The organism is Stenotrophomonas sp. YJH_SMC_14-1, assembly GCF_059372275.1.
In genome coordinates this window covers 1-21,738 of the sequence record NZ_JCAFVK010000013.1, presented here as the reverse complement: position 1 = coordinate 21,738, position 21,738 = coordinate 1, and the positions used below count along the sequence as shown (strand labels likewise).

At 63.2% G+C, this 21,738-nt stretch carries 19 protein-coding genes; 11 read left to right on the top strand and 8 right to left on the bottom strand.

Features of this window, described 5'->3' with window-relative positions:
* Window positions 1–46 precede the first annotated feature (46 nt).
* On the bottom strand, window positions 47–367 hold the full coding sequence (locus AC5P9P_RS19405; protein WP_059035666.1) for a DUF6122 family protein: 321 nt from the start codon (window positions 365–367) through the stop codon (window positions 47–49).
* Between the two features lie 37 nt (window positions 368–404).
* The gene (gene speA, locus AC5P9P_RS19400) at window positions 405–2,294 is read right to left on the bottom strand and encodes an arginine decarboxylase (RefSeq protein ID WP_033834863.1); all 1,890 of its coding nucleotides are present in this window, start codon (window positions 2,292–2,294) and stop codon (window positions 405–407) included.
* A 191-nt stretch (window positions 2,295–2,485) separates the two neighbouring features.
* On the opposite strand from speA, the gene speE reads away from it, so the two are divergent.
* Complete coding sequence (speE, locus tag AC5P9P_RS19395) at window positions 2,486–3,337, top strand: polyamine aminopropyltransferase (protein WP_495233037.1); 852 nt, start codon at window positions 2,486–2,488, stop codon at window positions 3,335–3,337.
* Between the two features lie 118 nt (window positions 3,338–3,455).
* Here the strand turns inward: speE and AC5P9P_RS19390 are convergent, their stop codons facing one another.
* Window positions 3,456–4,361 carry an aspartyl/asparaginyl beta-hydroxylase domain-containing protein gene (locus AC5P9P_RS19390; protein WP_024957655.1) on the bottom strand — a complete coding sequence of 302 codons (906 nt, stop codon included), beginning with the start codon at window positions 4,359–4,361 and terminating at the stop codon, window positions 3,456–3,458.
* 435 nt (window positions 4,362–4,796) lie between these two features.
* Between AC5P9P_RS19390 and AC5P9P_RS19385 the strand changes: the two genes are divergently transcribed.
* Complete coding sequence (locus tag AC5P9P_RS19385; protein WP_049451155.1) at window positions 4,797–5,456, top strand: RIO1 family regulatory kinase/ATPase domain-containing protein; 660 nt, start codon at window positions 4,797–4,799, stop codon at window positions 5,454–5,456.
* 279 nt (window positions 5,457–5,735) lie between these two features.
* Here AC5P9P_RS19385 and AC5P9P_RS19380 read toward each other — a convergent pair whose 3' ends face one another.
* Window positions 5,736–6,074, bottom strand: a complete 339-nt coding sequence (locus AC5P9P_RS19380) for a P-II family nitrogen regulator (RefSeq protein WP_005411374.1) — start codon at window positions 6,072–6,074, stop codon at window positions 5,736–5,738.
* Between the two features lie 155 nt (window positions 6,075–6,229).
* On the opposite strand from AC5P9P_RS19380, the gene ubiK reads away from it, so the two are divergent.
* Window positions 6,230–6,481: a ubiquinone biosynthesis accessory factor UbiK gene (ubiK, locus tag AC5P9P_RS19375; protein WP_005419983.1), complete on the top strand. Its 252-nt coding sequence runs from the start codon at window positions 6,230–6,232 to the stop codon at window positions 6,479–6,481.
* A gap of 126 nt (window positions 6,482–6,607) precedes the next feature.
* Window positions 6,608–7,042, top strand: a complete 435-nt coding sequence (gene arr, locus AC5P9P_RS19370) for an NAD(+)--rifampin ADP-ribosyltransferase (protein ID WP_033834865.1) — start codon at window positions 6,608–6,610, stop codon at window positions 7,040–7,042.
* A gap of 71 nt (window positions 7,043–7,113) precedes the next feature.
* On the opposite strand, the gene AC5P9P_RS19365 is transcribed toward arr, so the two are convergent.
* From AC5P9P_RS19365 to AC5P9P_RS19355, 3 genes are all read right to left on the bottom strand, one after another.
* Window positions 7,114–7,437, bottom strand: a complete 324-nt coding sequence (locus AC5P9P_RS19365; protein ID WP_051188033.1) for a hypothetical protein — start codon at window positions 7,435–7,437, stop codon at window positions 7,114–7,116.
* A 219-nt stretch (window positions 7,438–7,656) separates the two neighbouring features.
* On the bottom strand, window positions 7,657–7,980 hold the full coding sequence (locus tag AC5P9P_RS19360) for a hypothetical protein (RefSeq protein ID WP_033834866.1): 324 nt from the start codon (window positions 7,978–7,980) through the stop codon (window positions 7,657–7,659).
* A gap of 1 nt (window position 7,981) precedes the next feature.
* A complete protein-coding gene (locus AC5P9P_RS19355) occupies window positions 7,982–11,815 on the bottom strand; it encodes an RHS repeat domain-containing protein (RefSeq protein WP_495227392.1) in 3,834 nt (1,277 codons plus the stop codon).
* Between the two features lie 415 nt (window positions 11,816–12,230).
* On the opposite strand from AC5P9P_RS19355, the gene AC5P9P_RS19350 reads away from it, so the two are divergent.
* The gene (locus AC5P9P_RS19350) at window positions 12,231–13,256 is read left to right on the top strand and encodes an RHS repeat domain-containing protein (protein ID WP_164124055.1); all 1,026 of its coding nucleotides are present in this window, start codon (window positions 12,231–12,233) and stop codon (window positions 13,254–13,256) included.
* A gap of 89 nt (window positions 13,257–13,345) precedes the next feature.
* Complete coding sequence (locus AC5P9P_RS19345) at window positions 13,346–15,067, top strand: wall associated protein (protein ID WP_146256998.1); 1,722 nt, start codon at window positions 13,346–13,348, stop codon at window positions 15,065–15,067.
* A 495-nt stretch (window positions 15,068–15,562) separates the two neighbouring features.
* Here AC5P9P_RS19345 and AC5P9P_RS19340 read toward each other — a convergent pair whose 3' ends face one another.
* Window positions 15,563–16,165: a DUF998 domain-containing protein gene (locus AC5P9P_RS19340; RefSeq protein ID WP_111108496.1), complete on the bottom strand. Its 603-nt coding sequence runs from the start codon at window positions 16,163–16,165 to the stop codon at window positions 15,563–15,565.
* Between the two features lie 630 nt (window positions 16,166–16,795).
* Between AC5P9P_RS19340 and AC5P9P_RS19335 the strand changes: the two genes are divergently transcribed.
* From AC5P9P_RS19335 to AC5P9P_RS19315, 5 genes are all read left to right on the top strand, one after another.
* On the top strand, window positions 16,796–17,152 hold the full coding sequence (locus AC5P9P_RS19335; protein WP_024957929.1) for a hypothetical protein: 357 nt from the start codon (window positions 16,796–16,798) through the stop codon (window positions 17,150–17,152).
* A gap of 43 nt (window positions 17,153–17,195) precedes the next feature.
* On the top strand, window positions 17,196–17,792 hold the full coding sequence (locus AC5P9P_RS19330; protein ID WP_495227393.1) for a cold-shock protein: 597 nt from the start codon (window positions 17,196–17,198) through the stop codon (window positions 17,790–17,792).
* A 100-nt stretch (window positions 17,793–17,892) separates the two neighbouring features.
* Entirely contained in the window at window positions 17,893–18,555 is a 663-nt protein-coding gene (locus AC5P9P_RS19325) for an imm11 family protein (protein ID WP_495233036.1), read from the top strand.
* A 41-nt stretch (window positions 18,556–18,596) separates the two neighbouring features.
* Entirely contained in the window at window positions 18,597–21,296 is a 2,700-nt protein-coding gene (locus AC5P9P_RS19320) for an XVIPCD domain-containing protein (RefSeq protein ID WP_111188353.1), read from the top strand.
* A gap of 205 nt (window positions 21,297–21,501) precedes the next feature.
* Window positions 21,502–21,738, top strand: a 237-nt coding sequence (locus tag AC5P9P_RS19315; protein WP_495201950.1) for a magnesium chelatase domain-containing protein, incomplete at its 3' end; no start/stop codon positions are given.

The window sequence follows — 21,738 nt, the reverse complement described above, 5'->3', positions numbered from 1 at the left end:
GCCGTACACCCGGTAGGTGTCGACCTTGGTCGACACACATCAAACATCAACGGTGATGCATCCACCAGCAATCAATCGCGTCCAGCACGATGTGGATGATCAAACCGATGCCGAACAACCGCGTTTTCTTCGGCACGCACAGGCCTGCATACACGGCAATCGCCGGTGCGGTGTGCAAGGGATGGAACCCGATGCTGCAGCGGTTCGGTGCATAGATCGGGTCGGCCAGCAGATGGTCCAGGTCGATGATCCATCCCAGCAGCATCAGCAGCCACGCCGAAGCAAAGCGCTTGCGCCAGAACAGCCATGCCAGCAGGGCTGGCACGGCGGCATGCAGGAACAGGTGGAAGATCGCGCGGACGCTCATCTGCAACGGTGGCGCCGGGCAGGCCCGGCGCCGTCCATCAGACCAGCGGTTCGTCGGACAGGTAGGTGTAACCGGTCAGGCCGGCTTCCAGCGCCTCCGACAACTCCTGCGCGCGTTCCGGCGACAACTGGGCCTCGGCCACGCGCTGGGCATAGGTCGCGCGCAGTTCGTCCAGGCGGTAACCCACGTAGTCCAGCATCACGTCGGTGGTGTCGCCACGGCGCTGCTGGGTAATGGCATAGCCATCGGCATCGGCCAGCACTTCCACCGCGTCGGTATCACCGAACAGGTTGTGAATGTCGCCCAGGATCTCCTGGTAGGCGCCGACCATGAAGAAACCGATGCGGTAGCTTTCGCCCGGCTTCATCCTGTGCAGCGGCAGCGAGCTGTCCAGGCTCTCGTTCTCGACATAGGTTTCCACCATGCCGTCCGAGTCGCAGGTCATGTCGGCGATGATGCCGCGACGGTCCGGGGTCTCGTCCAGGCGCTCGATCGGTACGATCGGGAACACCTGGTCGATTGCCCACACGTCGGGGATCGATTCGAACACGCTGAAGTTGACGAAGTACTTGTCGACCAGGCGCTCGTTCAGTTCGTCCAGCACCGGGCGGTGGCTCTTCTCGTCATAGCTCAGGCGCGCACGCACGCCGTGGGCGATGGCGTAGAACAGGTCGTCGATACGCGCACGCTGCGGCAGGTCGATCTGACCCAGCGCGTAGCTGGCCAGGCCTTCGGCATGGAAATGCTGCGCTTCCTGGAACAGCTCCACCGCCGGGCGCACGTCCAGCTCGTCGTGGATCTCGCGCAGGTGCCGAATCGCCGCCGGTTCGTCGTCGTGCTGGTCCGGCACGCGGCCTTCCTGCGCCTCTTCCACTTCCGAGACGTTGGCGATCAGCACCGCGTGGTGCGCGGTCATCGCGCGGCCGCACTCGGTCACGATGCGCGGCGGGGTCAGGCCGAATTCTTCGCACGCATTGGCCAGCGGCTGCACGATGTTGCTGGCATAGGAATGCAGGCCGTAGTTGATCGAGCAGAAGCTGCGCGAACGGGTGCCTTCATAGTCCACGCCCAAGCCACCGCCCACGTCGACGTGGGTGATCTTCGCGCCCAGGCGCGACAGCTCCACGAAGTAGCGGGTGGCTTCGCGCATGCCGTTGGCGATGTCGCGCACGTTGGAGATCTGCGAGCCCATGTGGAAGTGCAGCAGGTTCAGGCAGTCGGCGTACTCGGTGTCACGCAGCGACTTCCACAGGTCCAGCAGCTGGCGCGGCGACAGGCCGAACTTGGCCTTGTCACCACCGCTGTTCTGCCACTTGCCGGCGCCCAGCGAGGCCAGGCGCATGCGCACGCCCAGGCCCGGCTTCACGTCCAGCGCCTTGGACTCTTCCAGCACCAGCTTCAGCTCGGACGGCTTCTCGATGACGATGAAGGTCTGCAGGCCCAGCTTGCGGCCGATCAGGGCCAGGCGGATGTACTCGCGGTCCTTGTAGCCGTTGCAGACAATCAGGCCACCCGGGCGCGACAGCGCCAGCACGGCCATCAGCTCGGGCTTGCTGCCCGCTTCCAGGCCGAAGCCCTCGCCGTGGTGGCTGGCCAGGGTGCCGGCCACGCCGCGGGTCTGGTTGACCTTGATCGGGTACACGGCGGTGTAGCCACCGCTGTACTCCCAGTCCTGCTGGGCCTGGGCGAAGGCCGCCTGCAGCTTGCCCAGGCGCTGGCCGAGGATGTCCGGGAAGCGCACCAGCAGCGGCAGCTTGGCACCGGCCGCGCGCGCCGCATCGACCACCTTGGGCAGCGACACCACCGGGCCGTCCGCCCCGGTCGGTCTCACCACCATGTGCCCGGCCTGATCCACGTCGAAGTAACCGTCCGCCCAATGCGGGATCGAGTAGGTCTTGCGGGCTTGGTCGAGGGACCAATCGGTCATTTCAGTCGGCCTTGTTGGCAGTAAAAGGGGGGGCATGATAACGCCTATATGCCCACAGGTTCGTTATCATGCGCGCCCGCGCCCGTGACAGGTTCCAACCTGAACGGGCCGATCCGTCCGGATGTGGCATCTGTGCCACGCGGCCCCGCCCGCCAGCCCGGCTCCACCCCTCCGAACAGGACTGTTTTCCAATGACTGACAGCAACAACTGGTACATCGAACACTTCGAGCGCACCGGCTCGGCCATCGGCTACCGCATCACCGGCAAGCTGGACGAGGTGCAGTCGCCGTTCCAGAAGATCGAGATCTTCCAGACCACCGACTGGGGCAACCTGATGACCATCGACGGGGCCATCATGCTGACCAGCAAGGACAACTTCTTCTACCACGAGATGATCAGCCACCCGGTGCTGTTCACCCACGCCGCACCCAAGCGCGTGGTGATCATCGGTGGCGGCGACTGCGGCACCCTGCGCGAAGTGCTCAAGCACACCGGCGTGGAGAGCGTGACCCAGTGCGATATCGACGAGCAGGTCACGGTGATGGCGCGCAAGCACTTCCCGGAACTGTGCGACTCCAACGACGACGCCCGCGCCGAGCTGCTGTTCGATGACGGCGTGGCCTACATGACCAACTGCCCGGCCGGCAGCGTGGACGTGGTGATCGTGGACTCGACCGACCCGGTCGGCCCGGGTGAAGGCCTGTTCAACAAGGCCTTCTACGAGAGCTGCTTCAAGGCCCTGAAGGACGACGGCATCCTGGTGCAGCAGTCCGAGTCGCCGCTGATGCAGGTGGACCTGATCAACGAAATGCGCACCGAGATGGGCAAGGCCGGCTTCGGTTCGTTCAAGACCCTGCCATTCCCGCAGCCGTGCTACCCCACCGGCTGGTGGAGCGTGACCATGGCGCGCAAGGGCGACAGCAGCTTCGATTTCCGCCAGGCCGACTCGGCTGCCAAGACCTTCAACACCCTGTACTACACCGCCGCGCTGCACACCGGCGTGCTGGTGACCCCGCCGTTCGTGCAGGCGGCACTGAAGTAAGGCGTGCCGACCAACGGTCGGCACCCACCCATGCAAAAGAAAAACCCGCGCTGTCGCCAGCGCGGGTTTTTTCATGTTCCGGTAGTGCCGGCCGCTGGCCGGCAACCTCATGCAACGATCAGAGCGCCCAGATACCGGCAATCACCGCCACCACCAGGCCCCACTTGATCAGCTGGTAGGCCACCACGCTGCGCTCGCGCAGTGCCTTGGCCTTCAGGCGCACCTTGTAGACGCTGCCGAACGCCTTGTTGACGCCACCGGTCGGGTCACCCGGCAGGTTCGGCGAGGCACCACCGGCCAGCAACGTGGCCGCCACCGCGCGGTTGAACAGCCCCGGCAGGCCGAAGCGCAGCGGGCGGGCGATGTCGCAGAACAGGATCACGCGGTCATCGGGCGTCTCGTTGTGCGCGTGGTGGATGTAGGTCTCGTCGAACATCATCCACTCGCCATCGCGCCAGCTCTTCTTGATGCCGTCCACTTCGATGTAGCAGCCGTCGTTGTTCGGCGTGGCCAGGCCCAGGTGCAGGCGCAGCGAACCAGCGAACGGGTCGCGGTGCGGACGCAGCTCGCTGCCCGACGGCAGCTGCGCGAACATCGCCGCACGCACGTCCGGTAGGGACTCCAGCAACGCCGTGGTCTTGGGGCACATCGCCTTCGCCGACGGGTGCGACGGGCCGTACCACTTCAGGTAGAAGCGCTTCCAGCCACGGCGGAAGAACGAATTGAAACCGGCATCATTGAACGTGCTGGACGCGGCGATCTTCTGCGCATCGCGCAGCGCCAGCGCCTCATCGCGGATCATCTGCCAGTTCTGGCGCAGCGGCTCCAGCTGCGGGAACTCCTTGGCCGGATCCAGGAACGGCGTGGTCGGCACCTTCGAGAACATGTACATGACCACGTTGATCGGGGCCATGAAACTGGAATGGTCCAGCAGCTGGCGCGACCAGCGCGCGCGGACCTTGCCACGGAAGTGGATGTACAGCACGCAGGCCACGAACAGCGCTGCAATGACGATTTTGATGATCAAAGCACTTTCCTCCAGCCGCGGCCGGAACGGGAATCGGGGCGATGCACGGCCTGGTGGCCAGCATCGGTAAGGAACGCGGCAGGGAACGGGGACGTGCCGAAGGGTGCGGCCGCCGATGTCGCGAATTAACAGCTTATGGTCGGCAGGCCGTGCGTCGGGGTCAAGCCGGACGTGCGCGACGTTCAGCGGGCCGCGGATGAACGAACCGATGCGACGCCCAACCTATTGATTCGGAAAGAACCGCCGACCAAGTGAGACATAATTGTCCGATTGAGCGCGACGAACTGTTCCAGCCACGCCCCTGACATTTCTCCGACAAATCGTGGAATAGCGAACTGGCGAGTACTAAAATTAACGAAAACTTAGTAACTCCCTGTAACACCGGTTCGCTTGACGCTCTGCGCCACCCACCGGGTCGTCCGAGACCCCGACATGTATCTTCCTGCTCTGCCCCCCTCCTCCTGCGGCGATGAGGCCGCCACCCCGCTGCTGCTCAAGCGCGGCGAACGCTTCCTGGCCCCCGACGTCTATCGCACCTGCCTGGACGGGCGCGAGGCAGTCATCAAGGACTATTCCCGCTATCGCGGCACTCCCGTTTCGCTGATCGCGCGACTGATGGTGCGCCGCGAGGCCCGCATGCTGCAGCGCCTCGGCGGCTGGAAGCACGCCCCCGCGCTGCTCGGCACCCTCGGTGGCCTGGCGCTGGGCATGGAGTTCATCCCCGGCCAGACCCTGAGCACCGCACAGGCCGTCGGCAATGAGGTGTTCGAGCAGCTGCAGCACGCGCTCAGCCGCTTGCACGCCGCCGGCATCACCCACAACGACCTGCATGGCACCAACGTGGTGATCAGCGGCGGCGTGCCGGTGCTGCTGGACTTCACCTCGGCCTGGCGCGCCCCGCGCTGGCTGCGCCGCAACCCGCTGAGCCGGCAACTGAGCCGCAGCGACATGAAGAACCTGCTGAAGATCCGCCAGCGCGTGACCGGCCAGGCGCCAAGTGCCGCGCAGGCCGCACTGGTGGCCGACCCGGGCTGGGTCGCTGCCGTGCGGCAGGGCTGGAAGCGGTTCTACAAGTGGGCCAAGCGGCGGTAAGCGCCGCGTCTTTCGGGCGGCGATGGATCGCGAGATGAGATGGGACAGCGCCGGGGGGCTGCGTGCCCCGACGGGGACGATGCCTCGGGGGGTGCGTGCGCCGATGGGGACGACATCTCGGCGGCTGCGTGCGCCCTATCAGGTAGAGTCGACTGTTAGTCGACTGCTCTTCGTTCCGAAGCCGAAAAACCCCGCGCTGCGCGCGCAAGTCGACTAACAGTCGACTCTACCTCGTCCCATTCCGGCATCCCTGTCGTGTGCCGGCAGCCCGCGGCGCACTTACAACGCGTCCGCGTCCAACTCACCGGTACGAATACGCACCACACTGCCCAGGTCGTACACAAACACCTTGCCGTCACCAATCTTGCCGGTGCCGGCGGCCTTCACGATGGCCTCAACCACGGCCTCCACCTGGTCATCGGTCACCGCCACTTCCAGCTTCACCTTCGGCAGGAAGTCGACCACATACTCCGCGCCGCGGTACAGCTCGGTGTGGCCCTTCTGGCGACCAAAGCCCTTCACTTCCGTCACCGTGATCCCAGTGACCCCACGCTCGGCCAGCGCTTCGCGCACGTCGTCGAGCTTGAACGGCTTGATCACCGCCATGACCATCTTCATCGTCTATCTCCTGTCTTCCGGCGTGGAGGATAGCGCCTGAACGCGGCCCGTGCGAAGCCGCTGCGGCCTGTCCGGGCAGTGGGTGCCAGCAGTATCCTTGTGCCTGAATGGCCTGCCCGCGCCGGATGCACGGGCCCACCCCCACGGAGCACCCCATGATCGACCTGAATCAAATCGATGACCTCGCCCGTCGCCTCAGCGACCTGGTGCCGCCGGGCCTGCGCGAATCGCGCGAGGAACTGCAGGCCACCTTCAAGAGCGCGCTGCAGGCCGGCCTGGCCAAGCTGGACCTGGTCACCCGCGAGGAGTTCGAAGTGCAGCGCGCCGTGCTACTGAAGACCCGCCAGAAGCTGGATGCGCTGGAAACCGCCGTGCGCGAGCTGGAAGGGCGCGGCGCCGCAGAATGAAAAAAGGAGGCGCACCGCGCCTCCCGTTTACAGATTATTTCCCGGATGGGGCCTTGCAGCAAGGCCCACCGGGCGCCCTAGACTCGCCGGCCTGTCGATCCGGCAGGACACGCGGGGGCAGCAGCGATGGCGCAGGACACCGATTGGACACCCGTTTCGCATGGCACCTGCGACCAGGTCGCCGGGCCGTTCTATCACGGCACACGCGCTGATCTGGCGGTGGGCGAGCTGCTGAGCGCGGGCTTCCGCTCCAACTATCGCGACAGTGTGGTGATGAACCACATCTACTTCACCACGATTGCCAAGGGCGCCGGGCTGGCTGCGGAGATGGCCAAGGGTGAGGGGCGGCCGCGCGTGTATGTAGTGGAGCCGACCGGGCCGTTTGAAGACGATCCCAATGTGACCAACAAGAAGTTTCCCGGGAACCCGACGCGGTCGTATCGGAGTGCGCAGCCGTTGCGGGTTCTTGGGGAGATTACGGAGTGGGAGCTGTATGACGCGGAGTTCGTCCAGCAGTTGAAGGCGTTTGTTGCTTCGGGGAGTGGGGAGATCATCAATTGATGGCCAGCCCAACAGCCGACTTATGTTCAGCCCTCACCCGCTCCCGAAAGCAGTCACTCAATGGACGGGCCTCAATCCTCAAGCTTGGCAATACCGAACGCATGACGATACTCCCCACTACGGACTAGTTCATGGACGATCTCACGAATGGTCTCCATTCGAAGATCTTCAACGATGACCATGTCTTTGGACCAGAAGAATCTTCCCGACAAGCACTCACCACTCGCCCTGTATCTGGCAACGATCGCCTCAATATTCTTCATGGTGAAGAACGTTGATGTTCTTACCTCGCCCTGGGGAAGCCTGATGACTACGTCAACATTGTCATCGAGAACGTCGTCGACTGCGCCGAGCAGAGTCACCTCAACTTCGCCCAGCTTACTTACCGTAGACATCCTGCAACCTCCTGATGACCTGCTCTTGGTTATCCTTCGAGCTCTTCGCAAGGATCTCCACCGAGCTCTCCGATTGCCTGGAATAGACACGGGCACCGTCACGCGCGCGCCGGTATGCACCGTGAAATGATGCTTTTTCCAGCCCCCGGAATTCATGTCACATGCAAATACCATCCCGGAAAAGTCAACATCCACCGCGAGCGTGCTATCGGAGAATAGTCAGCCATTCATGTCTTCGTACTGCACGAAGAATCTATCCATGTCTCCAAACGAGCCCCTACTGAGATATTCAACTGCCTCATCGAAATTTTCTTTCTCGTCGTCAATGACGCTGTACCACCCGCCAAGACCATCCACGTCGTAACCTCGCGCGGTGTGCCTCCACAGCTCTATCCCGACTGGACGCTGGTTCAAAGAGCGCAGCAGTCTCATGAACTCAAGCGCATCTCCTCTTGCCAACGCGAGAGGGGGAAAGTTCTCATCAACCGATATCCCATGTCGCTCTTGGAATGCAAGAAGGTCACGATGCGTGGTGCCGCTCACGTTATTTTCCATCAGGCCTGAACAATCTGTGGTAGATCTCATTATTGGAGTTCTTGATGTACTCAAACGTACCCTTGACAGTGCCCTTGCTTCCTTCCATTTCACCACGAACCGTCAGCATTTGAACTGCTTTGCCACGAGAGTCCTGGACAGTTTTTACTTGCCCAAATCTGGCAGCATACGCGTCCACCGCAGACGGGAAGGAATGGAACTTGTCCGTTTGAAGGGCAATACGCCTGGCGGTAGTTGCCCGCTCAAAGAATTTCTGGGCGATCTTATCAGCCCCAACTGCCGCATGCCTGGAGACCACTGCTTCAGCTCGTGCGGCGCCTGAGAACTCCGGCAATGCCGCCATCTGCACTGCCACAATTGCATCGCCGGCCGCCCTGTACTGGTCGACAAGCGCGTCCTGGGCAATGGGGTCGCCAATGAATCCAACCTGCGCACTGAGATCTCTTGTTTCTGCGAACCAATTACCGACGCGTCCGGTGACATCCCACCAGGGAATGTCCTCACTTCGTTGATGCCCGAAGGCCTGCCGGCCATCGGGATCGATAAAATTGTAGGGGCTGTTGTCGGCATACCGATAGCGGTTGAACGCACCCACGGGGCTGCTATAGACCGTGACCGGATCAACCGACAGGAACCGCCCGATCTGCGGATCGTAGTAGCGCTGCTGCATGTATACGAGCCCGGACGCGGCATCGGAGACATGGCCGGTGTATCCCACGCCATCGATGGCCTTGCCGATGGACTGGCCGTAGGGCTCGTACTGTGTCCGCTCGGTCACCTGCCCTGCCGCATTGCTGGTTGCCACCGGGCTTCCGAGCGAATCCACGTGCTGATAAGTGACCACGCCACCCTGGCGCTTGGCCAACAGGCGGCTGCCCAGCATGATGAACTCCGCCGCCCCGCCGTCACGTCGCTGCTCATACAACAGCTGTCCACCCTGTCCATAGAACGAGCGCAGCCGATCACCGCTACCATCGGAGGTCACCGTCCGACGGCCGGCGGCATCGTACTGGTAACTTTCCAGGCCCTGGATGGTGCGTAAGCGGTTGCCGAGATCGAATTCGTGGACCCGACCATTCTTGCTTCGCAGATTGCCCTGGGCGTCATAGGACAGCCCGATGATCGTCGCGCCATCCGCATTGAGGATGTTGGCAAGGCGATTGCGCTCGTCGTACCAGTAGCGGTAGTCCTTGACGCCGCCCAGTGAGGCGGACAGCAGGTTGTCGCGCGCGTCGTAACTGTACCGATGCCAGTGATCACCGCCGAAGCTGGCCGAACCGGCAGCAACCAACCGCTGGCCAGCATCGTACTGCAACGTGCGATCGAAGCCGGCACCTTGCTGCAGATCTGCAATCCCCGTGACGTTGCCGATCGCATCGTAGCTGTAGCGATAGGACATGGCGCCCGCGTCGGTCTGCTGATACGGAAGTTGCCGCGCGTTCAACTGCGTCGCATGGACAATACCGTTGCCATAGCTGAAGGACTGCACCGACCCGGTCGGGTGGTAACGCACACCGGAGGCGTAGCTGACACCGCCCGCGGAGACACTTAGCGGCTGCCCCTGGGCATTGTTGGCGTAGCTGACTGTCAGACCGCCCGGATAGACCACGCTGGCCAGCGCGCCCTGCGCGTCGTAACCGTACCCCATCGACCAGGTTGGGCGTCCGGTGCTGGCCGCGCTTTCGCCCACCAACAGGTTGCGCTTGTTGTACTGGAAGGAGTTGACGATGGTCTGCCTGCCCTGGTCGTTCCAGGTGGTGACGCTCTGTACTTCGCCACTGTTGCGATAGCTCAAGTCCTGGTCGCCGTTGCGATCAGGGAAGCGTATCCGCACAACACGATTGAGTGCGTCGTAGGCACGATCCACACGGCGCCCCGAAGCCGAGGCCTCGGCGCGGTTGCAGGCACCGGTGTCGGTCAGATCAAGCCCGGACGCCGTCCACGCAATGTTACCCGCGGCATCGTAGTCCACCACGGTAGCGCCAGTTTCCGGCTCGATGGTCTTGCACAGCCGCTGGTTGCCATCGTAGACATAGGTCCGCGTAACCGCACGGGGCGACTGCCCGCGGACGACCGACACCGTATGCGTGTTCGATATCGCGGTTGCGCCGCGTCGATCAGTGGCCACCGCATGGAATCTGTAGCTCCCTGCACCCAGGCCGGAAACCGTGAACTCGTAGGGTGCGGCGCCAACCACTGCGACCTGATTCCCATCGCGATAGAAAGCGACCTGCGCCACGGCATCGTCGGGATCGCTGGCGTTGGCAACCAGCCGGATCTCTCCCGGACTTTCCACCTGCACGTTGCCAGGTGATACCAGCGATATCGTCGGTGGGCTGTTGACCGGCACGCTGAAGGTACCGCCGTTTGCCAGCACATTGTTGCCGCCGCCGACCGGCGATATGCCATGCAGATAGATCTTCTTGCCACCGTGATCGCGCACCATTGCGTCGGTGATCGGAATGCTGAAACGGTACGCGCCACCACCACCCTTGCATTGATTGTTGATGGCAGGCTCGCTACCCAGGTTTGCGGTGGCGATGCCATAGCCCACACCCGTTCCATACGGACCTCCAAGATAGAGGTGAACCGGAATCGAACCGTTGAAGTGCGTTGCGCATGCCCAACCAAAGATGGCACCGTTGGCCACGCCGGTGTCTCCAATCACGCGTGAACCATAGATCGTCCGGGCTGGCGTGGTGGTCACCGCGCCGCGGGTATCGCGGGCCTGCACCTGGAGCGTGTGCGGTCCCTCGGGAATATCGCTGTAGGTCCATTGATAGGGTGCACCACTGGTTGCCCGGGCATTGCCGTCGACCAGGAATGTCACCTGCGATACGCCGTCATCGGGATCGGACGCATTGGCCGAGATCAGCGTGGACCCGCCCTCCGCCACCACGACACCGGCCGCAGGCGCGGTGAACGCGACCGACGGAGGCGTGTTGTAGGGAATTCGGAAGTTGCCCGAACCACCAATGGTCAGGTTGGGCGCGCCCACCGGTGAGATTCCATGGATGTAGATGGGCTTGTTGGCATGGCTGACCGTCCAGTCCCCCTGGATCGGAATATAGAAACGATAGGCGCCGCCCGCTGCTCCGCAGGCGGTGGCGACGCCAGGTTCGCTCACGCTGCCGGCGCGGTAGCCACCCACCATGACCGCACCGTCGGCACCCGCAGCGCCGCCCAGGTACACATGGACGTCGATCGGATCATTGATGCCGCTGGAGCAGGCCCAGCCGGTGATCTGCCCGTTGGTGATGCCATCGATATTGCCGCGGATGGTCGATCCGACGACGTTGACCTGCACGTTGCTGGAGCTTGGGCCAAACCAGGTCACCCCGTCCTGCACCATGCGCCACTGGAAGTTGTAGCGGCCCGCATTCCGCGGTGCGGTGACCGTGAAATTGTAGGTGGCGGTCTGCCCTTCGCCGACGCTGCCCGGGGTGGGAACACGGTGCAAGCCCCATGTCCAGTTGTCGCCCGGGTTCTGCGAGCCCAGATTGACGTTCTGCGCCGCCGTCCACACCAGCGTACCGGTGTTGCGCATGGATACGCTGACGTTGTAACGCTGGCCCACCACCATCGTCGTGGGAACGCTCTGACCGGCAAAGATCGACGCGTGATACTCGGGTTCGGGGGGAAGCTCCGGGAACTCCGGGCAGAATGCCCGCAACGATGATGAAGTAGCCGCAGCCGCCGACCTGAGCATGCGGGGCTCTTCGCAGAAGGGGGCGGCCTTGGCAGAGGAAGCTACAGCAACACCAAGAAGCAGGGCGAGCGCAGGAAGAGCCCGTACCACGGCAACGACAACGTACTTCAACATGCGAAGCATTCCTTGAATCGCAGTTCCACCTGCCTCCCGCGCGCTGCGCCGTTGGCCCCCTTGTACGCGTATCGGCGTGGACGGAACCGGAGTCGACCCTGACCTTGTTCCCCAGGCAGGATCTGCAGCCACATCGCGGCATCGGTCGTCGAACACGGAAGATCGCAACGCGCTGTATATCACATCGGTCATGCCCGCTGCACGAGCGCAGAGCATCGCCCTGCCGATTGCGTTGCCATCTTCCGCGCAGCCATTGCCTGCTGTAGGCTGCTGCGGCCAACGGAGGAGCAGCCTGCAGCGCAGGTCGCGAGACGCACTCCAGTCTTTGCAGAAACGGGGGCATGCCAACCGGCCCAGCGCGCGCCGCGGAGGTTGGTGTGTACAGGCAGGAAGATGGGCTCACGAGGAAGTGGGAATGCATAATCGATCGTCACGTCGCCGGAAGCTCGTGCTTCTTCTGGCATGCATCACCGGGCCGGCAGTGGCTCAGCAGTACTCGCGCACCGAGCAGATCACCTATTACGACAGCACCAGTGCATGGGTACTGGGCCAGGTTGCCACGCGCACCATCAATGGCGTCGTCACCGAGTCGACCACTTACGACACCGGCACGGCCCTTCCAGCAACGCGCAGCGAGTTTGGCATCCTCAAGACCAGGCTTTCCTACAACGGTGACGGCACGCTGGCCAGCAGCGTCGACGGTGCCGGCAATACCACGCGCTACGGAAGCTGGAAGCGCGGCATACCGCAGTCGATCAAACGCCCCGACGGTACCACCCAGATCGCCGCAGTCAGCGACCAGGGCTGGATCACCCAGATTACCGACGAGAACGGCAGCATCACCACCTACGGCTACGACAGCATGGGCCGGATCAACCGGGTCACGCCTCCGGCTGGCGATACGGTCAACTGGACTCCGACGACCCGGATCTTCGAGTCCGTTAGCGGCGAAGAGCATGGCATTGCAGCAGGCCATTGGCGGCAGACTGAAACCACCGGCAATGCGGTCACTGTGACCTACTATGACGCCCTGTGGCGACCGCTTACCGTTTGGCAGTACGACGCTGCACGTGTGGCCGAAAGCCAGAAGTACACCCGCTTCGCCTATGACAGCCAGGGCCGTAAAGTATTTGCCTCCTACCCTTCAGCTGCTGCCAACCCGAGTACGGGCGTGTGGAGCGAGTACGACGCGCTTGGTCGGTTGACGGCGTCCAGCCAGGACAGCGAGCAGGGCCTGCTGATCACCACCACGGCCTATGGGGCCGATTCTTCTGGAGCGTTCACCCTGGTGACACAACCAGGAGGTCTTCAGACCCGCACGTGGTACCAGATGTTTGCAGAGCCCAACTACGAAGCCCCCGTAAAAATACGCAAGGCGGATGGAACCATTACGACCATTGCCCGGGATGTTTTCGGGAAACCGGTCTCAATCAGCCGCTGACGCCAGGTCACGTGTTGAAATCACCCCCGTACACAGTGGCAGGAGAGCAACGGATGGAACATACAAGGGAAACTGCCAGGTGGCTGACGGTGATCTTATCGCTGGGGCTCGCATTGGAGGCCAGTGCAGGCAACCAGCTCTCCGTGGCCGATGACTATCCCGCGCGGCTGCGCGCGAGTTCAACGGTGCAATCGCTTTCCGCCGAAGACGCTTTCGGCGACAAGCTGGGCCTGTATACGGGCTCACTGGAGTTCCTGCAGACAGACCTGGTACTGCCGGGAGGCCCCGGCCTGGACATCGAAGTGAGCCGGAAGCTGACTGTGGGATCGCAGGGCGGTACGCGCTTCTTCTCAGACTGGGACCTGGCCATTCCCTCCGTACACGGTGTTTTCAGCGAGCAGGGCGGATGGAACTCCGGACTTGACGGCCGCAACCTCAATCGTTGCTCCAAGTATGCCTGGCCCGCTGTTGAGATCGTCCAGGGGGAGTCACCATCGCGGCCGAGACCCGAGCGCCAGGTGATGCCCGAGGATTTCTGGCATGGCACATTCCTTTACCTGCCAGGTGTAGGCGAAGAGGAGATCCTGAAAGTCCAGGAGAACGCCCGGCTTCGCCCAGGCAACGGCGGTACGTACCCGCTGACCACAAAGTCGGGCGCGGCCATCCGCTGCATCGCGATCAAGGGCGGTGCCGAGGAAGGATTCGAGGTACTAACCCCGGCAGGTATCACCTACCAGTTTGCCTTCATGGTGAAGCGGTTCGAGCTTCCAATCGTGACGTACGGCCCACAGCCTGGCGGAAACAGCAACTTGACGCCAACGCGCTACGTACTGCAGCGCGCCGACCATCGCCTTTTCCCGGTGACCGCCCGCGACCGTTTTGGAAACGCCCTCAATTATGAGTGGGACGCACCGAGCGGCCAGCTGCGCCGTATTTCCTCCACCGACGGAAGATCTGTCGAGTTCTCCTACAACGGCACGCGCATTTCCCAGGTCCGTGCTGCTGGGAGAACCTGGACCTATGACTACCCCGCAGGCGTACTGACGACGGTAACCCTGCCTGACAACTCTTATTGGTCCTTCACACCTGGCTTGACCATGTCGTTCGAGGCAGCAGGAAACGTGCCGGCGTTGCGTGCATTCTGCAACAATCCGGGCGTTCCAACTTACAGCTCAGTCGCTTCAATGCAGCACCCCAGTGGAGCGGTTGCCACCTTCACGATCACGCCAACGCTGCATGGGCGCTCGTATGGATACTACAGTTGCAGCGCCCAGCCCAATACGGCGTTGATACGGGAGACAATGGAGACCTTCCCAGCCCGCTACTACGCCTGGTCCCTCACCAAGAAAGTGGTCAGCGGCCCAGGACTGCCAGCACCCTACGAATGGACCTACAACTATGGTCCAGACAATGGTTGTTACGTAAGTGGTCTGGCTGCCAACGACCCGATGACCTGCAAACCGAATTCGCCAATGGAGAAGCAGGTCGTGGTTGTGGAGCCCTCTGGCGCAACGGTGCGACACGTTTTCAGCAACAAGGCAGATCATTCGGAAGGGTATCCCCTGCGCGTCGAACGCCCCGGCAGTGTGCAGACCACCAGCTACGAGTTCGGCGATCCAGGCCAGTTCCCGTTGTATGCTGGAATCAGCATCATGCCAGCAGCAGGCAGGGGCTGGTATCTGTCCAGGATCAATCCCCTGCGCGAGCGTTCGACACTTCAGGATGGGGTGAAAAGCAGTTGGAGGGTGAATGCCTTCGACACCATGGCGCGCCCCACAAGCATCACTGAATCGAGCGCCGTCCAGCCCTGAACTGTACGGACGCGGGATATCCCAGGTGCACCTATCGAGTGGGTACTACTCGTGGCTGAGGAGAGCAGCCACGCTTGAGATGAGCGTGCCCAGCTGTTCGGGTTTCAGGTCCCCACGGGACGGAGGCTGGACATGAATCTCGCTTCGATCACCAGCGTGTCTGCTCTCAGCAGGGACCCGACGCTCACGCTGCAAGAATGCGGTCGAGCGGCGAATCTGCTTGAGTTCGAATGAACAGTTGGCCGGCCCCTACTTGAACATCTCCACCAGATCATCGCCTCGATATGGCCCTGGAGAATCGAGAAGTTCCTGACCGGCCCGGCACGATTGCCAAGTGCGTTGCACTCACGGCGAATGGACTTGTCACCAGCGACCACGCAGGCAACGAAATGGTCCTGATGCACTTGAACATAGATCAGCTGACGGCGAAGAATCCCCGTCCCCTTCTCAACTCCACGCGCCCAATCGCCATCCATGTGCCAGCATGCCTCTCCATCAATGCGTCGCCTGCGTCCACGGCACGCTTGAACCCCTTCGCAGCAGGTACAACGCAACCAGGAATGGCCACAGCGAGTTGATCGACGAGAACAGGCGCTGTGTCAGCCCCCTGAACCCCTCCGGATCCGCTCCCACCACGTTCAACCAGAGATAGACGATGCCCACGATGCTCACCATAGCAGTCACGGCGTACGCCCTGCGGTTGGCAGACCACGCGCTCATCTCGATGTGCGACATCGCCGGTGCAATGATGTTTGCGATACCGATGGTGTAGAAGCCGTGCATCGGATGGCCCATGGGCCAGAGCCCGTTGGTCAGCATGGAGATGCCAAAGATCGCCCAGCAGATTGCGCCTACGGCAATCCGCCGACCGGACTCCTGCCATGTCCCGATGGCAAACGCCACGAAGCCTACGCCAGAGCCGATGGCGGCGATCCTGGCGCAGATGCTTGCAAGCGTTGGCGCCTGCAGCAGCTCGCTGGCGTGCTGGGCAAGCGGGTTGTAACCCGGCGCGAACAGGGCAGCGACGCTGGTCCAGAACAGGAACCACGGAAGCGGGAGCAGACCCGCAGACAGAAGAAGTCGATTGCGGCGTAACACGTCCAGTGATCCTTGTAGCGGCCTGCGCCGGTGGGTGGAGTCCGTTCAAACGCCGCAGAACCTTCCTGCTGCGGGCAGGACAGTTCCTGGTGACTACAGCGGTAGTCAGATTCTGCGTGACGCCCCACGGGGTCAATAGGCAGAAAGTCACTCACGCATGGAGGCGAATTACGCGGCATCCATCAGCGACCGTCAGACCAATGCTGTCGCATTTGCCGCGCCCTACATCTCTGACGGAAGGTTCTGACGACTCCGTTCCAGAAGTGCCGCTGCGCCAAGCACGCCAAGGCTCTCGCCGCATCCGGGGCTATGCGACAATGCCAAAAGCGTCTCGGGTTTTGGCGGCATTGACCCCTACCCGTTGGCATTCCGCACAACAGCAGGTAATCGTTACTGCGCCACCGTGCATCGGTGGTCGGGACTCGAAAACCCGGATTGCTAGACGTAAGTTTGCGCTTGCCAGCCGGCACCACCGCACGTGGTGCCGGCTGGCAATCCGTCTGCCGGCTATGGCGGGCGGGGCGTGGGGGCCTCGTGCCCGCCGGCTTTGTCTAGCAACCGGTTTTCGAGCCACGCTCTGCCCGCCACCTTTATCGGTGGCGGCTTCTGCCTGCTTGCACGGAGCCCGCCATGACCACGCCGCACTCCCCTCCCCCGCGCCCGATCCAGGAAGCGCCCTCGGCCGCCCCGGCCCTGGATCCCAACAGCCTCATCGCCATCCTGCACGCCATCGGCGCGGGTGCTGCGGCCGACGGCCAGCCCTGGCCCGAGCGGCATCACCTGCGCAGCCGGCAGATGGCGTTGTCCGACGCCGACTGCGCACTCACTGGCCAGCGCATCGTGCAGGAGATCCTGCTGGCGGCCGAACGCACGCGCCAGAACGGTGAGCCTGAGCAGTACGTGGGCGACCGGGTGATGGAGGGGCTGGTGATGGCCGATCTGGCGCTTACTGCGTTCATCCACGAACGGGTACGGCCCAAGGACTGAGCGCTTGTGGCGCGTACGTTTCTGCCTGTGTCTGGGGTGACAAATGAAGAACCACAGCCTTGCCGCTGCGGCGGTGTGCGCCTCGATCATGGCGGCGGTGTGGATGGGGTGGCCCGAGCCTGCGGGCGATCAGGTGTGGGCCTACCAGAAGCTGCGGCCGGCCGATTACCGCCTGCTGCACAGTGATGCACTTGGCTTCGTGACCGCGAAGGCCCACGAGGGCTTTGAACTGCACGCGCGCCATGCCGGGGCGACGTCCTTCGAGATCCGGTGCAAGGGCGTGCTGGTGATGGACGTGGAGAACGCGCCCTCGCACGTGCTGATCCGCATGCCTGCCGATGCACGGTGGCGGGCGCCGGACATCGAGCGTCTGCGCACCAGCTTCGAGCGTTGGCTGGATCTGCACCAGAGCCAGGGGCGGTTGCTGGTGGAAAGTGCGGGGCCTTCGTGGGTTGAGGCACGGCTTGGGCGCCTTGACAGGTCGGTGCCTGATGACCAGCGCTGCGTGTTCAGGGACCCAGGCCACCCTCGGCTGGAATCTCCCTCGTCATTCCGCCTATCCAGCAGACCATTGCAGGCAGTGAAAGGAATGGCAGCATCATCCTCGGCATTGCTCCGAAATTCCAAAAGAGCCGCGTGAACCACGTGCCCTCGGCACCGTTTCGGCGCAACTTGTGGCTGCGCAGAAGCCCCGCTAGCATCGGCTCAACGGTTTTTCCCGTTCTGCCCACGCATCCATGATGGAAGCCCCCGTGACCGAATCGACCGCCACTGAAGTTTCAGCCGAAGCCGCATCTCACAAGGGCGAATTCTTCCTGATCGACGCAGGCTTGCTGAGCAACGGCGGGGTACCCGGTATAGAGATCGCCAACGAAGACAAGCTGATCGATCCGGGGATGAATGTCATCTCGCGTCCTGATGGAACGCCAGGCCAGTATCCGGAGCGCCCCCACCTGGTTCATGTGCCCGAGAAGGGCGCAATGCCACGCGATCTGGAAGAGCTCGCTGGCATCTGGATTGTGTCGGAACCGTTGAAGCAGCTGTTTGAGCAGACGGACCCCCAGGCGTTTGCCTTTGTTGCCTGCGACTTCAGCCTTGCCGACGGCAGCCCCGGGCCTCAGTACTACCTGGGCAATGTGCTGCGCAGGCTCGACGCTCTGGATGAAGCCTCGTCCCGCATGAGAATCAAGCTCGACCACAATTATCAGACCGGCGAGGACGAGAAGCTTTACAGCCTTGTCGGCGGCGCCAGCCTGGTGTTCAAACAGGACGTTGTGGGCGATGCCCATATCTTCCGCCAGGATCGCATGGGCGCACCGCCCATCTGCGACCGCGCGATGTTTGATGCATTGAATGCCGCCAACTTCTCCGGCGTACGGCTGCGCGATGTAGCCGATCTCTAGGACGAGCTCCTTCAAACGGATTCTTGAATGAGGTGGTGCGCATGGCCGACACACCGGTTTTCCAGGGACACCATCTGATCGAACAGAATGCGTTCGAACAAAGCCAGCTGCTGAAGTCGCTTGCCAGGAGTGGTCATTTCACGCTCCACGGTTCCGACAACATCCTCAACCTGCCCGCGAACCCCGCGCTGGCAACCCGGTTGGGTATATCGCCGCACTCGGGCGGCCCGTTGAGTGCGTACTCGGATCAACTTAAGTTCGTTCTCGACGACCTCGCAGAAACCTACGACGGCCGAGCGCTGCTGGCGAAGGATTCTGCGCCGGATGTGCGCGCTGCCGCCGCCGAGCGTATGGGTACCCGCATCCAGAACCTGGAGTTCACGCTTCGCGCCGGCATCCTCAACGGCGACCTGGTCACCAACACGCCGGAGAACATGACCCCGGCCGAAGCCAACGCCCGGATCCGCACCTTCTTCGCCGATCTGGACGGCTACCAGCGCACCCACGCCGCGCAGATTGCGGAACTGAAGACCCTCAACCCGACCGAGTTGCGCTGGCGCGGCGTCACCCACTCCGAAGCCAACGTGACGGCGGCCCTGGATGCCATCGACCAATCCGGCAACTCCACCCTGAGCGAGCGCTGGGGGGGCCGCGCATCGTTGGGCACCGCAATCCAGGAGGCCAACCAGGGCGGCCGCCTGCCGCTGAGCGAGCACACCGCGGCCCGCGTGCGTACGGCGTTCAACCCGGAGATGCCACTGACCATCATGCGCCCTGGCCCGGCAACCACGGCTCCGGAACTGGCAGGCTCTGCTGGGCGCGCTGGCGCTGCGGAAGGTGCCGCCGAAGCTGCCACCGCGCGCGGACAGATTACCGGCGCGCGCGTACTCGGGGCCGCGGGTATTGCCGCACTGGCCGTGGACTTCGCCATCACCGGCCACCGCGTGGCCGAGTTGCACAGCGAGGGCAACAACGCCGGCGCAAAATCTGCGGCCACCCACTTCGTGGGGCGCACTGCAGGCGGCTTCGGTGGCGGCTTCCTGCTGGGCGCGGGGTACGGATTGTTCACCGGATCGTGGACCGGGCCAGGTGCGCTGGCTACCGGGCTGCTGGGCGGCGTGGCCGGTGGCTTCGGCGGTGAGTACTGGGCCCAGTACCAGGACAAGAAAGCGGTTTACACCCAGGTGGACCGCAGCGGCAACGAATGGAGCCGCGATCCGGAAGATGCCAAGGCCACCTGGAGCCGCAGCGTGCGCACACCGCAGCCCGACGGAAGCTACCGCGAGATCACGATGGTCGCCGGTGGCCGGCTGCTGGACGAGCTGAACTACAAAGCCGCCAACGACTCATATTCACTGGGCATGGCCAACCTGCCCAAGCCGCAGAACCCCTTCAAGCTTGATGCAGGCGGCAAGAGCACGCCGCCGCGCGAGCCGTTTGAAACCAACCGCCACTACGTGCGCAATCCGCACAACGGCGAATGGAACCTCTCCATCCACTCGATGATTGATGGACGCGTCCCTTCTGACTACAGCGTGCCTGTCAGCCCGGAAAAGTCGGGCCAACTGGAACGGGAATCGCAGCGCATCATTGCCCAGAACGCCTTGAACACGCCGGAGGCGCTTGCCGCCCGTTACCAGGTGGCGTTCAACCAGTACAACTGGCACGAGTTCGCCACCATTGAGCCGGTACCGGAGGTGATCACCAACGCGCTGACCCAGACGCAGCCCCTGCGCGCTTCCAACGGCGAGAAGTACACGCAGGACCCCAACGGGCAGTGGCAAACGCCGGGTTGGCTGTATGGCACCAACCCGGCTGAAGGCAGCATCGTCGAGGAGCTCAATCGTACGCGCCAGAGCCAGCAGGCCGGCGTACAGGAGCTGACGTCCATGGCCGACATCGCCCGGGCCAACCCCACGCCAACCGAATACGGCCTGCGCAGCCAGGTGGTGGACGCCTACCGTAGTGCCGGCATTGTGCGCAGTGCAGAAGAGATTGATGACGCCGTAGCCGCCGTTGCCCAGGATCACGCACGCGCCGTGCCCGACTTCGGTACGTTCATGCTGCAGGTGCAAAAGGATGGCTCGCTGGCCACACTGGCCGGGAAAGATGACGAGCGCATGCAGATCGTCTGCGTCACCACGCCACAGGAGATTGCCCAGGCACACGTGCAGCGCTCGACTGCGGAGCAGCAGCCCGCGGATGCCCTGCCGCGCGCGCCAACTTCACCTGAGCCCGCACCGAGTGCATCGCCGCCACACACCTCCAGGCCTGCCACGCAGCACGACGCTGACGTAGACCGGCACCACGGCACGGCCCTTCGCCCAGATGGCAGCGGGCTGCTGGAACAGCTGCGCTCGTCGGTAGCCATGCTGGATGAGAAGAACAACAAGCCGTGGGACCAGAGCAGCGACCGCCTGCTCGCCAGCGCCTACCGGCTTGCAGCAGAAGCCGGGTTCAAGCCCGGCGACCAGGTAGACATGGCACTGAGTGAAGCCACCGAAACCCGTGCTGCGGGCGCCACGCTGTTCGTGACGCGCTCAGGACCGGGCGCGTCATCGGACCCCGCCGCCAACCGGGTGCAGATGCCAACACAGGAGGCCCTGGCGGTCGCACCGGAGCAGCAGTATGCAGCGGCCAACCGGAGCCTCGGCGCTCAGGACCGGGAGCAGTCGCAGCAGCTGGCGCAAGCGCAGGAACACCAGCAGGAAGAGAGCCGGCAGGGGCCGCGGTTGGGTTGATGGCACCCGTTCTGGCTGATCAACGCCGATCCACTTGATACCGGGCGAGTTCCGGCGCTCACATTGCAGAGACTGGTCGCCGCATAGGAACAAGGCACGCTCCAGGCACCTGCCGGAATCCTCCTAGCTGCGTCACCAACAATTCCTATATCCCTGCGCACAGCACCTGCCACACCCTTAAACCCCCATCCGCAGGAAACCACACATGAGCCCGGCGCTGGTCTACAGCTGTGCCCGCGCCGGGGTCGATGCCCCGCTGGTGCGGGTGGAGGTGCATCTCTCTGGCGGTCTGCCTGTCACGCAGATCGTGGGCCTGGCCGAAACCAGCGTGCGCGAATCCCGCGAGCGCGTGCGTGCCGCCCTGCTCTGCGCACGCTTCGACTTTCCACAGCGGCGCATCACGTTGAATCTGGCGCCCGCCGACCTGCCAAAGGAAGGCGGG